Consider the following 12,395-nt stretch of genomic DNA (forward strand, 5'->3'; position numbering starts at 1 on the left):
AAGCTGAGCTCCCTCTTTTTTAGTAATGTCTAAAAAACAGGTAGAAAATTCTCATTTCTACCTGTTATTTTTATTTCTTAGTAACCACCCATCATAGATGGATCCATGGCTGGAGCTGGTGCTACAGGTTCTGGTTTGTTGGCCACAACTGCTTCGGTTGTCAAGATGAGACTTGCTACTGAAGCGGCGTTTTGAAGGGCTGAACGACTTACTTTGACAGGATCGATGATTCCTGCCTCAATCATGTTCACCCATTCACCTGTCGCAGCGTTAAAGCCTGTACTAGCTTCTGCATTTTTCAAACGATCGATAACAATTGAACCTTCATAGCCTGCATTGTAGGCAATTTGGCGAACTGGTTCTTCCAAGGCACGAAGAACAATGCTACGTCCTGTTGCTTCATCGCCTTCTAATTCCAAGGCAACGACAGCTGAGATAACATTAACAAGGGCAGTACCACCACCTGCAACGATACCTTCTTCAACAGCTGCACGAGTCGCGTTAAGAGCATCTTCGATACGGAGTTTCATTTCCTTCAACTCAGTTTCAGTTGCAGCACCAACCTTGATAACAGCTACTCCACCTGACAATTTAGCCAAGCGTTCTTGAAGTTTTTCACGGTCGAATTCTGAAGTTGTTGTTTCAATTTGAGACTTGATGACAGCGACACGGTTAGCGATGGCTTCAGGATTACCTGCACCTTCTACAATGACTGTACTATCTTTATCAACAGACACTTTAGCTGCTTGACCAAGCGCTTCGATAGTAGCATCTTTCAATTCAAGACCAAGATCTTCTGTGATAACAGTTCCACCTGTCAAAATCGCGATGTCTTCCAGCATAGCCTTACGACGGTCACCAAATCCAGGCGCCTTAACAGCAACTACGTTGAAGGTTCCACGGATCTTGTTCAAAACAAGAGTTGGAAGAGCTTCACCGTCAACATCGTCTGCAATGATCAAGAGGGGACGACTGCTTTGAAGAATGCTTTCTAGAAGTGGCAAGATTTCTTGGATATTTGAAATCTTCTTATCTGTAATCAAAATGTATGGATTTTCAAGGTCTGCAACCATTTTTTCATTGTCAGTAACCATGTACTGAGATAGATAACCACGGTCAAATTGCATTCCTTCTACAACTTCAAGCTCTGTTTCCATCCCACGTGATTCTTCAATGGTGATAACTCCGTCTTTACCAACTTTTTCCATGGCTTCAGAGATGTATTCACCAACTTTTTCAGAACGAGATGAAACGGCGGCAACCTGCGCAATCGCTTCTTTGTTAGCAACAGGAATGGCATTGTTCTTCAAGGCATCTACAGCAGTTGCAACCGCTGCTTCAATCCCTCGTCGTATACCAATTGGGTTTGCTCCTGCTGTAACGTTTTTGATTCCTTCACGAACGATCGCCTGTGTCAAGACTGTTGCAGTAGTTGTCCCGTCACCAGCGATATCATTCGTCTTAGAAGCTACTTCTGATACCAATTTGGCACCCATATTTTCAAAATGGTCTTCCAATTCGATTTCTTTAGCGATTGTTACACCATCATTGGTAATCAATGGAGAACCAAATGATTTTTCAAGCACAACGTTACGACCTTTAGGTCCCAAGGTTACTTTAACAGTATCTGCTAGAATATCAACGCCACGAACCATAGCTGAACGAGCGTCTGATGAAAATTTAATGTCTTTTGCCATACTTACTTTCTCCTATTATTCTTCAACGATTGCCAAGATACTAGATTCACCCACGATGAGGTATTTTTCATCCCCATCTTTAACATCAATACCTGCATGAGCTTCAACTAAAACATGATCTCCAGCTTTTACACTTGGAGCGACTAACTCACCGCTCAAGGTACGAACACCTTGTCCAGTAGCCACTACTATAGCTGTTTTCGTTTCTTCTTGGGCTGATTTTGCGAGGACAAAGCCTCCAACAGTTTGTTCTTTTTCTTCAATTTTCAAGACCACACGGTCTCCTAATGGTTTCAACATCTGTTTTCCTCCATAATAGAATCATATTGTTAGCACTCTTTGTATACGAGTGCTAAACCATAGTTCTATTGTATCACTTGGTCAAAAATAGTCAAGAAAAAAGTCTGATTTATAGCATAAAAAAGAGTTGGAGAAAACTCTCAAACTCTTGTCATTTTAAAATGGAAGTTCCTCCTCTTCCAAAACTAGATCTGCTAAGCCTTGACCTGTATTATTTTCACGCATAGCACGTTGGGCACGACTTTCCAAAAGTTGGAATCCTGTACAGAGAACTTCAGTTACATAATTCTTCTGCCCATTCTTCTCAAACTTACGGGTACGAAGCTCGCCATCCACCGAAATAAGGCTACCCTTGCTTGCATAGCTAGCTAAAGTCTCTGCAAGTTTGCCCCAGACAACAATATTGATGAAGTCAGCTTCACGTTCCCCGTTTTGGTCTTTATAACGACGATTTACTGCGATAGTTGCTCGTGCAACGGACTTGTCATTGTTGGTTTTGTGCAATTCTGGTGTAGACGTCAAACGTCCAATCATAATAACTTTATTATACATTTTTTCATCCTCCTACTTATCTATTCGAAGGAAATCAAAAAAAGTTACAAAATTTGTAACTTTTTTCAAATAATGTTAGTCTCTATGAATCATAAATCCAGTGGCTTGTTGATTAGCCATGATGGTCATATCTGTGATTTGCACCCGACGAGGTTGGCTGGTCACATAAACCACAGCATCTGCGATATCTTGTGCCTGCAAGGCTTCGAGCCCCTGATAGACCGTTGCAGCCCGTGCCTCATCTCCATGGAAACGGACTTTTGAAAAATCAGTCTCTACAATACCAGGCTGAATAGTCGTCACCTTGATATCTGTAGCTATGGTATCAATCCGTAGTCCATCTGAAAAGGTTTTGACTGCAGCCTTGGTTGCTGAATAGACTGCTGCACCAGCGTAAGCATAAATCCCTGCAGTGGAACCCATATTGATAATATGTCCTTGATTAGCTGCTATCATGGAAGGCAAGAGACAACGAGTAACAGCCATCAAGCCCTTGACATTGGTATCCAACATGGTCAGCATATCCAACTCTTCATAGTCATGATAGGGAGCTAAGCCTAAAGCAAGTCCAGCGTTATTGACCAATATATCAATCTGACCCACAGTTTTTAGAATATCTGAACAGACAGTCTTAACCATTGTCATATCGGTTACATCTAGCGAAAAGGTCCAGACTTTTTGATTTGGAAAGGTTTCTACAAACTCAGTTTTGAGAGCTTCAAGTCTTTCTCTTCGACGCCCTGTAAGAACGATATTCTCACCTTCTTTTAGATAAGCACGTGCAATGGCTTCACCAATACCCGATGTTGCACCTGTAATGACTACATTTTTTGCCATCTTATTTCCTTCTATCTGGTGTATTCAGATACTGACAGCATCTTAAGCAGTCCAGTGCTTAGCTGGATCGAAAGGTGTTCCAACAACTTGGTCATCTGACAACTCAATGACTCCACGTTTCTGCGGAGCATTTGGCAAGGCAAGTTCGCGAGGACTGCACATCATCCCAAAACTCTTTTCCCCACGAAGTTCCCCTGGGAAAATTAGATTGCCTTTTGGCATCATAGCTCCAGGAAGAGCAACAATGGTTTTCAAACCAAGACGCGCATTTGGAGCACCTGCCACGATTTGCACTGTTTTGTCATTCCCAACAGCAACTTGACAGATATTGAGGTGGTCACTATCTGGATGCGCAACCATTTCTACAATCTCACCAACCACAAATTTTGGTTCATTATCGTTAATGATTTCTTCAGTAAAACCTTGCGCCTGCAATTCTTGATTCAAACGATCTACTTGGTCGTCTGTTAAAAATACTTGGCCACGGTCTTCAAGTTCAAACAAGCTAGAAACTTCAAAAATATTCCAAGCGACAGTTTCACCTGTTTCCTTTAGGAAAACACGCGCCACATTGCCTTTACGTTCAACATCTAGTTTGGCATCGCCACTGTTTTTCACGATGACCATAAGGACATCACCGACATGTTCTTTATTATATGTAAAAATCATTCTTTCTCTTCTCCTATTTTAATCCTGCTAAAAAGTCGTTAATTTGTGCCTTGGTTTTACGGTCACGATTGACAAAGCGTCCAATCTCCTTGTCCTTATCTAAGACAACAAGACTTGGAATCCCGTAAACATCCCAAAGTTTAGCAAGTTCCATGTACTCATCTCGGTCTACCCGTATAAAAATGAACTCTGGATTTGACTCTTCAATCTCTGGCAAGGCAGGGTAGATATAACGACAATCGCCACACCAATCCGCAACAAAAAGGAAGACCTTCTTGCCATCCTGTTCAACTAGATTAGCTAGTTCTTCCAAACTATGAGGATTTATCATAAGACTTCCTCCTCGTAGATAAGATCTTCATCTTCATAGACAAAGGTATAGTGACGACCATCCTCAAAAATGACACCACCAACGAGACGTTCTAGGCTACTTTCGTAGACTTGGACATAGAGAGTCGCAATTTCACCCATTTCTGAAAAGTAGTCACGCACAATAGCCGTTAACTCTTCCTGTGTCTTCATGAGTTTGTGATCATCAGCTAATTTCTTAGCACCAAAGGCAAGTGCTCCAAGCCCTGCCACGACTAAACCTGTTTTAATAATATTTTTCGTTTTCATGCTAACATTGTAACACAAAAAGATAAGTAGGACAAATCGTGAATGCTATTTTCGTTTGAACTATAGTGCCTCATTTCAAGAAATATTGACTCCTATCTCCTCCTATGGTACAATACCTCAAAGTAACGATTTACTTATCCATAAAATTCTAAGGAGACTCTAAATTAACAAAGAAAGTTATTTTGACGGTGGATTACTCAGCTTTATCGGGCACTCGATTGTCGCTTTTTTCATCATCGCCTTAACTCTAGGAATTGCCACACCTTGGGCCGTTTGTTTTATGCAAGATTGGAAAGTCCGACATACTGTCATCGATGGTCAATGTTTATATTTTGATGGAACTGGCGCCCAGTTATTTGGAAATTGGATCAAATGGTTCTTACTGACGATTATCACTCTTGGAATCTATTCATTTTGGTTAAAAATAAAAACAGAACAATGGATTACTAAGCATACCCATCATATGTAAAAAGTGCGGTTTATAGACCACACTTTTTTTATAGCTCTTAATAATGTCTCTCTCCAAATAAACCCTCTGGTAAATCATGGAATCCCTTACCGGCCTTAAAGTTTTCAAACTTACCTAGCAAGAACTGGTAGGCATCCAATCGACTTTCGTAGCGAATCATGGCATCTTTTGCACGCTCATCTTGATCTTCTTCACAGACCTTTTGGCTTTCCTTGAACGCCATATCATTAATCATGATTTGGGTATTAACCCAGGCTTCAAATTCTTTCATAAATTCTTGTTCGTAACTCATTTTTTCTCCTTATTCTAATCCACGGAAATAGTCTGTATCAATCTCACGGTAAGGCTGGATATCCTGAACGTACTCCAAGACTCCTTGAAACTCTCCTGCTTGATCGTGGACAGCTGCATAAGTGACATGGACAAACTTTCCACGTGATTCTGACTTGAACCACATCTCGTACTTGTCTTTTTTCCCTTCACGAAGACCTTGCATAATCGCTTTGACTTTCTCCAAATATTTTGGTGGGTGGCATAGTTCGACATTTCGTCCAACTTGAGACGGTGTCCTCTTGAAAATCATCTCATCTGCTGGCGTATTATTGTTATAATACTGGAAGATATCATCCTTATTAACAAAGGTAATCTCCATAGGAAGGTGATTAAGGATAAGATTTGCCTGCTCAACTGAGAGATAACCATTTCCAAAAGCCTGTTGGCTATTGCGGTCTACCACTGTTTCCTTTTCCTTAGGTGTGAAGGTGATGGTAAACTGACCTTCTGGCGTATCAATCACTTGCTGAACTTGTCCATCTACAGTTTCTGACTGAGTTGGTTCTTCTACACTTTTCTTCTCAACAAAGCTTTTACGTTCAGGAACCCATTTTTCAGACGGGCGGATGATAGCATAGCCATAAGCATCACTTTCCTCAGCAATCTGAATCCAGTCATCTTGGGTAAAAGATTCGAGCAATATCATAAGGAGGATAGACTCTTCCTTGAAGATCATACTTTCAAACTCTGTCGCAAAAGCTTCAAAAGCTTCCTTTACGGCGGAAATTGGCACTTCTGGGAGCGACTTAGTTGCCGCTAAAGCTGTTTGAAAGAGTTCCCTAATCTGATCATCAACTCCCCACATGACTTTGGGAGGTGAATCATGTCCATAACGTTCCATGATAGGAAAAAAGAGCTCTTCCTTGCGCTGGTAGTGAATATCAAATTGACCAACAAGCCCCATCTGACGTACCAAGCCTTTGCGCATCTCAACCAGCATTTCCTCATCGTCCACAGATTCATAAGTCGAGAGCAATCTACGAACCCGAATCAAAGCAGCACGAAGGGCTAGATTTTCATCCTTAAAGACACGCACGGGATGACCTGGATGGTCGGTATCTTCAACCTCGACACCCTTAACAGCATTTTTAAAGAGATTGGCATGGACATCACAAAGCTCCATGACATCTTCAAAGGTCACACCTGAGTCCGAGTTCATCAACTCGTGCTCCATAAGGGAAATCTCGATAGCTGATACACCTGTAAAGGTTGCATCAAAGCGTTCCTGAACGGACTCTGGAGAGGCTCCATGATGCAATTCTAATAAAATATCCCGCAGGATATGAATACGTTCATCTGTCATTAGTCTAACCCGATCACTTCGTAACCATTTGCTTCAAGCGTACGCACAATCTTATCCATAGGAGTTCCCTCGAGTTTAGAACCCTGTTTAAGCGAAACTTTTCGCCCTACAGTATTACGCATCAAGGGATTTGCAAGAGGTTTAAAACCAAGCTCAACCAAAATATCTAAAACTTCTGGATGTTTATCCACCACTTCCGCAACTGGAATTGATACATCGATTATATTGTCCATGAGAACCTCCATGAGTCTATCTCTAATCATTTAGCTATTTTTATTATACCATAAGGACAATGATTAAAAAAACTAGCAGTACAAGTCTTGCTAGTTTATTTCTTATAAAATCATTGTTCATGTCTATGTCGGCTCTTCCTAGTGATATCACAAAGTCTTAATGTATCCCTAGCATGATTATTAGAGAACTTTGAAAAACCAGTCTAATATCTTAAAAAGAATCTTGTAAAACAGTAATTGGATGGCGAAAGAGATTAGGAACCAGAGTATTTTTATCAGACCAACAATTGGTGTTATAAAAAGAAGAGTGAAGAGCCTCCAAAAAGATTTCATTCTTTATCCTCCGGCTTCATCAACCAAGTAGCTGTATCCATAAGCTTATCTACAAGAAATAATTTTCCTAAGCCAACTACTATATTTTCATCTTTCTTCATGGTTTCTGCAACTTTTAAAGCTTGCTTTGTAAGAAGATAATTACCGTATGTTTTGGCCAGTACTGTTATGATCCCCATGTCATTCTCCTTCGATGATTTTAACCTCTTTTTGGATAGTGGCAACATCTCTTTGATATTGTGCTTCATCGTAGTTAATCAATTTGGACAATTCTTTTTGCAATCTTTCTCCCATGGGTTTCATGGTCGCAAAAGTTAAGCCACCTGATAGGACTCCACCTAAGATAGGAATAACTTTTCCCATCCCCTTAGCCAATCCTCCCTTAGTCAGATTCACTCCAAAGATTTTCAGAGCTTTTTCCAAAATTGGATACCAAAGAGTCTTTGTCAAAGCCTTTTTGTTTACAATTTTCATCACTTGCTTAGCAACTGTAACACCACCAGAACGAAGTAGAGCGCCCGCACCATTTACTCCCAACATCACTCCCAGATAGAGCAAGAGGGTATTTTTAGCTTCTTCGCTCAGCTCATTTCGCGAAGCCCAGAGATCATCATAGCCGTAAATATAGCCTAGCTCCTGGGCTAGTTTTAATGAAAATGCGTAAAATTGGGCTACATCTGTCGGAATGGTAACTGCCATGGCAATACCTCCTGGCAAACCTGCCAAAACAGATGTCCCACTTGCCAGTAAAACATTATCTTTAATACAGGCATTGGCCACTTGATCTAAGGTTTCCTTAGGTAATAAAGCTGTCGGCCCTTCTTCCAATAATCTAGGAATATCCTTTGAAGCCACTTTCTTAGAGAATTTATCCATTAAAAATTTTGACCGGTTCACTTTGACGACAGGAAGTTTTACTACCTGTTGCAACACATGCATCGCCACATCTTCTTTAGCCATCTCTATCTCCGTTTTTCATTCATATCAAGCTTTATCTTATCATATTTATGGAATAAATGATATTTTCAAGATTTATTTTCTTGATTTCTACTCATCTAATCTGACTAGACAATGACCTACTTATAGACACACAAAAAAGAGGGTTGCCCCTCTTTCTACTTAATGTTTATCCAGATTGCGTAGCATCTCGTCAATCTTGTTTCCATATTCGATGGATTCGTCTTTGACGAAAGTTAAGTCTGGAATTTTGTACAATTTCAAATTGCGACCAAGTTCACGTTTGATGGTGCCAGTTGCTTTTTCAAGCCCGACTTGAGCTTTCTGATTATCTGAGGCAAGATTACTCAAAATAGTGTAGTAAACCTTAGCCATAGATAAATCACCTAGCATCTGAACATCAGTGATAGTCACACCTTGGACACGCGGATCACGGACTTTCTTTTGCAAAATCTCATTGACTTCGCGCTTGATTTCCATGCCCACACGGTCCGTACGGAAATGATTTGCCATGCTTTTTCCTTTCTCTCAATTGAACCAAAAGCTAGGCCAGCAGACCTAGCTTTGTCTAGTAAATAGAGGAACTAGAGCCATTTGAATCTAGGAAACAAGCCATAGATAGAACTAAGGGTTCATCAAGGCGCTGTTGACAACGAGTCAAATGAGCTATCGTTTCTCTATTATCTCTTAATTTCTTCCATGATATAGGCTTCAATCACATCATCCATCTTAAGATCATTGTAACCATCAATCATAAGACCACCTTCACGGCCGTTTGTAACTTCTTTGACGTCATCTTTATAGTGTTTCAAGCTAGCTAGGGCACCATCGTAAATTACGACACCATCACGGATGACACGGACTTTAGAATCACGGGTAACTTTACCACTAGTAACCATAAATCCACCGATTGTTCCCACTTTAGATACCTTGAAGGTTTCTCGGATGATCGCTTCACCGATAACTTTTTCTTTAAATTCTGGGTCAAGCATCCCTTTCATGGCTTCTTCCATCTCTTCGATCACCTTGTAGATGATGCTGTGGAGACGGATTTCTACATCGTCAGCTTCTGCTTGTTGACGAGCTTGTGGTGTAGGGCGTACGTTGAAACCAACGATAAAGGCATTTGAAGCTTCGGCAAGAGTCACGTCAGATTCATTGATAGCACCGACAGCCGCATGGACGATGGTAACTTTCACGCCCTCAACATCAATTTTTTGAAGTGAGGCAGAAAGTGCTTCAACGGAACCTTGTACGTCTGCCTTGATAATGACGTTAACTGACTTGAGTTCACCAGCTTTAAGGGTATCAAAGAGATTTTCAAGGCTGACACGTTGTGTAGCTTGACGTTGCTTCATAAGAGCACGTTTAGCACGTTCTTCACCAGCTGCACGAGCAGATTTTTCATCTTCGTAAACGGCAAAGTGGTCACCCGCCATTGGCGCTTCGTTCAAACCAGTGATCGATACTGGTGTTGATGGTCCTGCAACCTTCACACGACGTCCAAGGTCGTTGGTCATAGCACGGACACGACCGAAGGTATTTCCGACAACGATTGGGTCTTGAACATTCAAGGTACCTTGTTGAACAAGAAGGGTTGCAACCGCACCTTTACCTTTATCCAAACGGGCTTCGATAACAGTACCGATGGCACGAACTGTTGGGTCTGCTTTGAGTTCTTGGATTTCAGCCACAAGAAGGACAGTTTCCAAGAGTTCATCGATATTTTGGTTGAACTTGGCTGAGATTTCTACAAACTCAGAATCTCCACCCCAGGCAGTTGACATAACACCATGTTCAGCCAATTCACCGATAACACGTTCTGGGTTGGCACCTGGTTTATCAATCTTGTTGATGGCTACGATGATTGGGACATTAGCTGCTTTTGAGTGGTTGATGGCTTCGATAGTTTGAGGCATTACCCCGTCATCTGCCGCTACGACCAAGATGGTAATATCGGTAACAGAGGCACCACGCGCACGCATAGAGGTAAAGGCTGCGTGTCCTGGTGTGTCAAGGAAGGTAATCTTCTTACCATTTTCCTCAATCTGATAGGCACCGATATGCTGAGTGATACCACCGGCTTCACCTGTTGCAACACGAGAATTACGAAGGGTATCCAAAAGGGTTGTTTTACCATGGTCAACGTGTCCCATGATCGTTACAACTGGTGGACGCTCTACAAGTTCATCTTCATTGAGATAACCATCTTCAGCGAAGAAACGTTCGATATCAGCATTGTCCACTTCAACCTTTTGTTTCGCATCAATACCGTAATCGACCATGAGGAGTTCGATTGTTTCACCGTCTAAGGACTGGTTTTGTGTCGCCATCACGCCCATCATGAAGAGTTTCTTAACAATCTCAGCTGGTTCGCGCTTGATACGTTTTGCAATTTCCGCGACGGTCATACCATCTGTATATTCAAATTCTGTTGGCAATTCATGGAACTTACGCTCTGTAACAGGTTTTGGTGCCTGACTACGGTTGTTTTTGTTATTGCCTTTTTTATTCTTTTTGTTATTGTTCCAGTTACTATTTCTTTGATTTCTCACTTGATTTTGACTACTTCGATTCTTTTGTTGTTTTCTAGGACCATCTTCTTCGTGATCGAAATCATCACGTTCTTTGTCTGGTCGGGCTTGTTTCTTACGACGTGTATCCACTACAGGTTCTTTAGCTGCAGGAGCTACTTCAACCACTGGTTGAACTTGCTGTACTTGTTCAGCCAATTTAGCAGCTTCTTCAAAGATTTCCTCAGGTTCCTTGCGTTTATTTGCTTGGGCCAAGGCTTCTTTAGCTGCTTGAGTTTGCTTGAAGCGTTCCTCACTTGAACGAGCATATTCTGCATTTTGTTCTGCCTTTAGAGCAGCTGCACGGGCTTTAAAGTCAACACGTGGGCCTGCTTGATTTGGACGTTTGTCCTCTTGCTTGCGGCGATCATTTCCACGATTTTGCTGACCTTGCTGTTTCTTAGCTTGGTCATTAAAGCGACGATTGTCGCGATTGCCTTGACCTTGTTTACCACCATTACGGTCATCATTTTTTTGACGATTCCCATTTTGTTGGTGGTCACGGTTATTGCCCTTATTTTGCTTGCGTCGTTCAGCCTGCTCTTTTGCACGTGCTTCACGCTCAGCCTTAAAGTTTCGACTCTGCGGTTTTACTGGCGCCACTCTCTCTTCTTTAGGGGCAACCGCTGCTGCTGGTTTTTCCTCTTCCTTAGCTACAGCTGGTTTAGCTGGCTCAGATTTTTCGGCTTTCTTTTCTGTACTTGCTTTTGGTTCTGCAGGTTTTGCTTCTACTTTCGGAGCAGCAGACTTAAAGCTGGCAGCGATTTTTGCAGCGACAGCTTCTTCCACACTTGATGAGTGGCTTTTCACATCCAAGCCCAACTCTTTTGCACGCGCTACAACTTCCTTACTTTCTTTTCCAAGTTCTTTTGCGATTTCGTACAATCTTTTCTTAGACAAATCATGTCCTCCTCTTCTATTCCATAAGAGACCTCATTTTCTTTGTAAATCCAGCATCTGTCACAGCCAAAACTTTTCTTGATTTTCCGACTGCTATGCTTAATTCCAGTGTTGAAAACACGGTAATAACTTCTACTTGATAATAATGACTTTTATCCTGAATCTTCTTGGTCAGGTTGGGACCAGCATCATGGGCGAGAAATACCAGTTTTACTTTCTGGTCTTGGATAGCCTTGACGACCATTTCTTCACCCGAGATGATTTTCCCTGCTCTCTGAGCAAGTCCCAAGAGATTGGCAATTTTTTGTTTATTCAAGTCCTAACTCTCTTCTTTTCACTTTGTGATCGACATAGGCAATCAACTCGTCATAAAAGCTCTCTTCAACTTCCATACTAAAGCTACGGTTAAAGACTTTTTTCTTTTTGGCCTCAAGGGCTTCTGCATTGTCTAGCTTGATATAAGCACCACGACCATTAGCCTTGCCTGTCGGGTCGATAAAGACCTGTCCCTCTTTGTTCTTGACAATACGGAGTAAATCGCGTTTATCAATCACTTCATTGGACACAACAGACTTGCGCAAAGGGATTTTTCTAGTTTTCATCCTTCCCTCCTCTGATCAG

The 12,395-nt window shown here is 41.6% G+C and carries 17 protein-coding genes; 1 reads left to right on the forward strand and 16 read right to left on the reverse strand.

The annotated features are described in order from the left end of the window. Positions 1-77: 77 nt before the first annotated feature. The 7 genes from groL to QM874_RS06720 all read right to left on the reverse strand — a co-directional run bounded on the left by groL (position 78) and on the right by QM874_RS06720 (position 4,673). Positions 78-1,697: a chaperonin GroEL gene (gene groL, locus QM874_RS06690; protein ID WP_414316707.1), complete on the reverse strand. Its 1,620-nt coding sequence runs from the start codon at positions 1,695-1,697 to the stop codon at positions 78-80. Positions 1,698-1,712: 15 nt separating this feature from the next. After that, positions 1,713-1,997: a co-chaperone GroES gene (gene groES / locus QM874_RS06695; RefSeq protein ID WP_414316708.1), complete on the reverse strand. Its 285-nt coding sequence runs from the start codon at positions 1,995-1,997 to the stop codon at positions 1,713-1,715. Positions 1,998-2,153: 156 nt separating this feature from the next. Continuing rightward, positions 2,154-2,549, reverse strand: coding sequence for a single-stranded DNA-binding protein (locus QM874_RS06700; protein WP_414316709.1), 396 nt, complete (start codon positions 2,547-2,549; stop codon positions 2,154-2,156). A gap of 75 nt (positions 2,550-2,624) precedes the next feature. After that, on the reverse strand, positions 2,625-3,386 hold the full coding sequence (locus tag QM874_RS06705) for an SDR family NAD(P)-dependent oxidoreductase (RefSeq protein ID WP_414316710.1): 762 nt from the start codon (positions 3,384-3,386) through the stop codon (positions 2,625-2,627). 42 nt (positions 3,387-3,428) lie between these two features. Continuing rightward, entirely contained in the window at positions 3,429-4,055 is a 627-nt protein-coding gene (gene ytpR / locus QM874_RS06710) for a YtpR family tRNA-binding protein (protein ID WP_414316711.1), read from the reverse strand. Between the two features lie 13 nt (positions 4,056-4,068). Next, positions 4,069-4,386, reverse strand: a complete 318-nt coding sequence (locus tag QM874_RS06715; RefSeq protein ID WP_414316712.1) for a thioredoxin family protein — start codon at positions 4,384-4,386, stop codon at positions 4,069-4,071. Further along, the gene (locus tag QM874_RS06720) at positions 4,383-4,673 is read right to left on the reverse strand and encodes a DUF4651 domain-containing protein (RefSeq protein ID WP_414316713.1); all 291 of its coding nucleotides are present in this window, start codon (positions 4,671-4,673) and stop codon (positions 4,383-4,385) included. The genes QM874_RS06715 and QM874_RS06720 overlap by 4 nt, the downstream gene beginning before the upstream one ends. A gap of 163 nt (positions 4,674-4,836) precedes the next feature. Here QM874_RS06720 and QM874_RS06725 point away from each other — a divergent pair, with 163 nt between their 5' ends. Continuing rightward, positions 4,837-5,142: a DUF898 family protein gene (locus QM874_RS06725; protein WP_414316754.1), complete on the forward strand. Its 306-nt coding sequence runs from the start codon at positions 4,837-4,839 to the stop codon at positions 5,140-5,142. 37 nt (positions 5,143-5,179) lie between these two features. Here QM874_RS06725 and QM874_RS06730 read toward each other — a convergent pair whose 3' ends face one another. The 9 genes from QM874_RS06730 to rnpM form a co-directional block, all read right to left on the reverse strand. Next, positions 5,180-5,434 (reverse strand): DUF1912 family protein, encoded by a 255-nt coding sequence (locus QM874_RS06730; RefSeq protein ID WP_414316714.1) that lies wholly within the window; start codon positions 5,432-5,434, stop codon positions 5,180-5,182. 9 nt (positions 5,435-5,443) lie between these two features. Then, on the reverse strand, positions 5,444-6,778 hold the full coding sequence (locus tag QM874_RS06735; RefSeq protein WP_414316715.1) for a DUF438 domain-containing protein: 1,335 nt from the start codon (positions 6,776-6,778) through the stop codon (positions 5,444-5,446). Next, positions 6,778-7,011, reverse strand: coding sequence for a DUF1858 domain-containing protein (locus QM874_RS06740; RefSeq protein WP_000368732.1), 234 nt, complete (start codon positions 7,009-7,011; stop codon positions 6,778-6,780). The genes QM874_RS06735 and QM874_RS06740 overlap by 1 nt, the downstream gene beginning before the upstream one ends. Positions 7,012-7,340: 329 nt before the next feature. Beyond that, a complete protein-coding gene (locus tag QM874_RS06745) occupies positions 7,341-7,523 on the reverse strand; it encodes a hypothetical protein (RefSeq protein ID WP_414273273.1) in 183 nt (60 codons plus the stop codon). A gap of 1 nt (position 7,524) precedes the next feature. Continuing rightward, entirely contained in the window at positions 7,525-8,304 is a 780-nt protein-coding gene (locus tag QM874_RS06750; protein WP_414273274.1) for a hypothetical protein, read from the reverse strand. A gap of 159 nt (positions 8,305-8,463) precedes the next feature. After that, positions 8,464-8,814: a 30S ribosome-binding factor RbfA gene (rbfA, locus tag QM874_RS06755; RefSeq protein ID WP_049527021.1), complete on the reverse strand. Its 351-nt coding sequence runs from the start codon at positions 8,812-8,814 to the stop codon at positions 8,464-8,466. A gap of 167 nt (positions 8,815-8,981) precedes the next feature. Next, the gene (gene infB / locus QM874_RS06760) at positions 8,982-11,774 is read right to left on the reverse strand and encodes a translation initiation factor IF-2 (protein WP_414316716.1); all 2,793 of its coding nucleotides are present in this window, start codon (positions 11,772-11,774) and stop codon (positions 8,982-8,984) included. A gap of 16 nt (positions 11,775-11,790) precedes the next feature. Continuing rightward, entirely contained in the window at positions 11,791-12,090 is a 300-nt protein-coding gene (locus QM874_RS06765) for a YlxQ-related RNA-binding protein (RefSeq protein ID WP_223140590.1), read from the reverse strand. Further along, positions 12,083-12,376: an RNase P modulator RnpM gene (rnpM, locus tag QM874_RS06770; protein ID WP_000857562.1), complete on the reverse strand. Its 294-nt coding sequence runs from the start codon at positions 12,374-12,376 to the stop codon at positions 12,083-12,085. The genes QM874_RS06765 and rnpM overlap by 8 nt, the downstream gene beginning before the upstream one ends. Positions 12,377-12,395 lie beyond the last annotated feature (19 nt).

It is taken from the genome of Streptococcus infantis, assembly GCF_047463615.1.
GTDB lineage: Bacteria > Bacillota > Bacilli > Lactobacillales > Streptococcaceae > Streptococcus > Streptococcus infantis_X.

Excerpts from the sequence above, each read along its gene's own strand:
- QM874_RS06730 (WP_414316714.1), bottom strand. The coding sequence starts at position 5,434 with ATGAGTTACGAACAAGAATTTATGAAAGAATTTGAAGCCTGGGTTAAT.
- QM874_RS06745 (WP_414273273.1), bottom strand. The coding sequence starts at position 7,523 with ATGGGGATCATAACAGTACTGGCCAAAACATACGGTAATTATCTTCTT.
- rbfA (WP_049527021.1), bottom strand. The coding sequence starts at position 8,814 with ATGGCAAATCATTTCCGTACGGACCGTGTGGGCATGGAAATCAAGCGC.
- QM874_RS06705 (WP_414316710.1), bottom strand. The coding sequence starts at position 3,386 with ATGGCAAAAAATGTAGTCATTACAGGTGCAACATCGGGTATTGGTGAA.
- QM874_RS06750 (WP_414273274.1), bottom strand. The coding sequence starts at position 8,304 with ATGGCTAAAGAAGATGTGGCGATGCATGTGTTGCAACAGGTAGTAAAA.
- groES (WP_414316708.1), bottom strand. The coding sequence starts at position 1,997 with ATGTTGAAACCATTAGGAGACCGTGTGGTCTTGAAAATTGAAGAAAAA.
- QM874_RS06700 (WP_414316709.1), bottom strand. The coding sequence starts at position 2,549 with ATGTATAATAAAGTTATTATGATTGGACGTTTGACGTCTACACCAGAA.
- QM874_RS06740 (WP_000368732.1), bottom strand. The coding sequence starts at position 7,011 with ATGGACAATATAATCGATGTATCAATTCCAGTTGCGGAAGTGGTGGAT.
- groL (WP_414316707.1), bottom strand. The coding sequence starts at position 1,697 with ATGGCAAAAGACATTAAATTTTCATCAGACGCTCGTTCAGCTATGGTT.
- QM874_RS06720 (WP_414316713.1), bottom strand. The coding sequence starts at position 4,673 with ATGAAAACGAAAAATATTATTAAAACAGGTTTAGTCGTGGCAGGGCTT.
- QM874_RS06715 (WP_414316712.1), bottom strand. The coding sequence starts at position 4,386 with ATGATAAATCCTCATAGTTTGGAAGAACTAGCTAATCTAGTTGAACAG.
- QM874_RS06735 (WP_414316715.1), bottom strand. The coding sequence starts at position 6,778 with ATGACAGATGAACGTATTCATATCCTGCGGGATATTTTATTAGAATTG.
- ytpR (WP_414316711.1), bottom strand. The coding sequence starts at position 4,055 with ATGATTTTTACATATAATAAAGAACATGTCGGTGATGTCCTTATGGTC.
- rnpM (WP_000857562.1), bottom strand. The coding sequence starts at position 12,376 with ATGAAAACTAGAAAAATCCCTTTGCGCAAGTCTGTTGTGTCCAATGAA.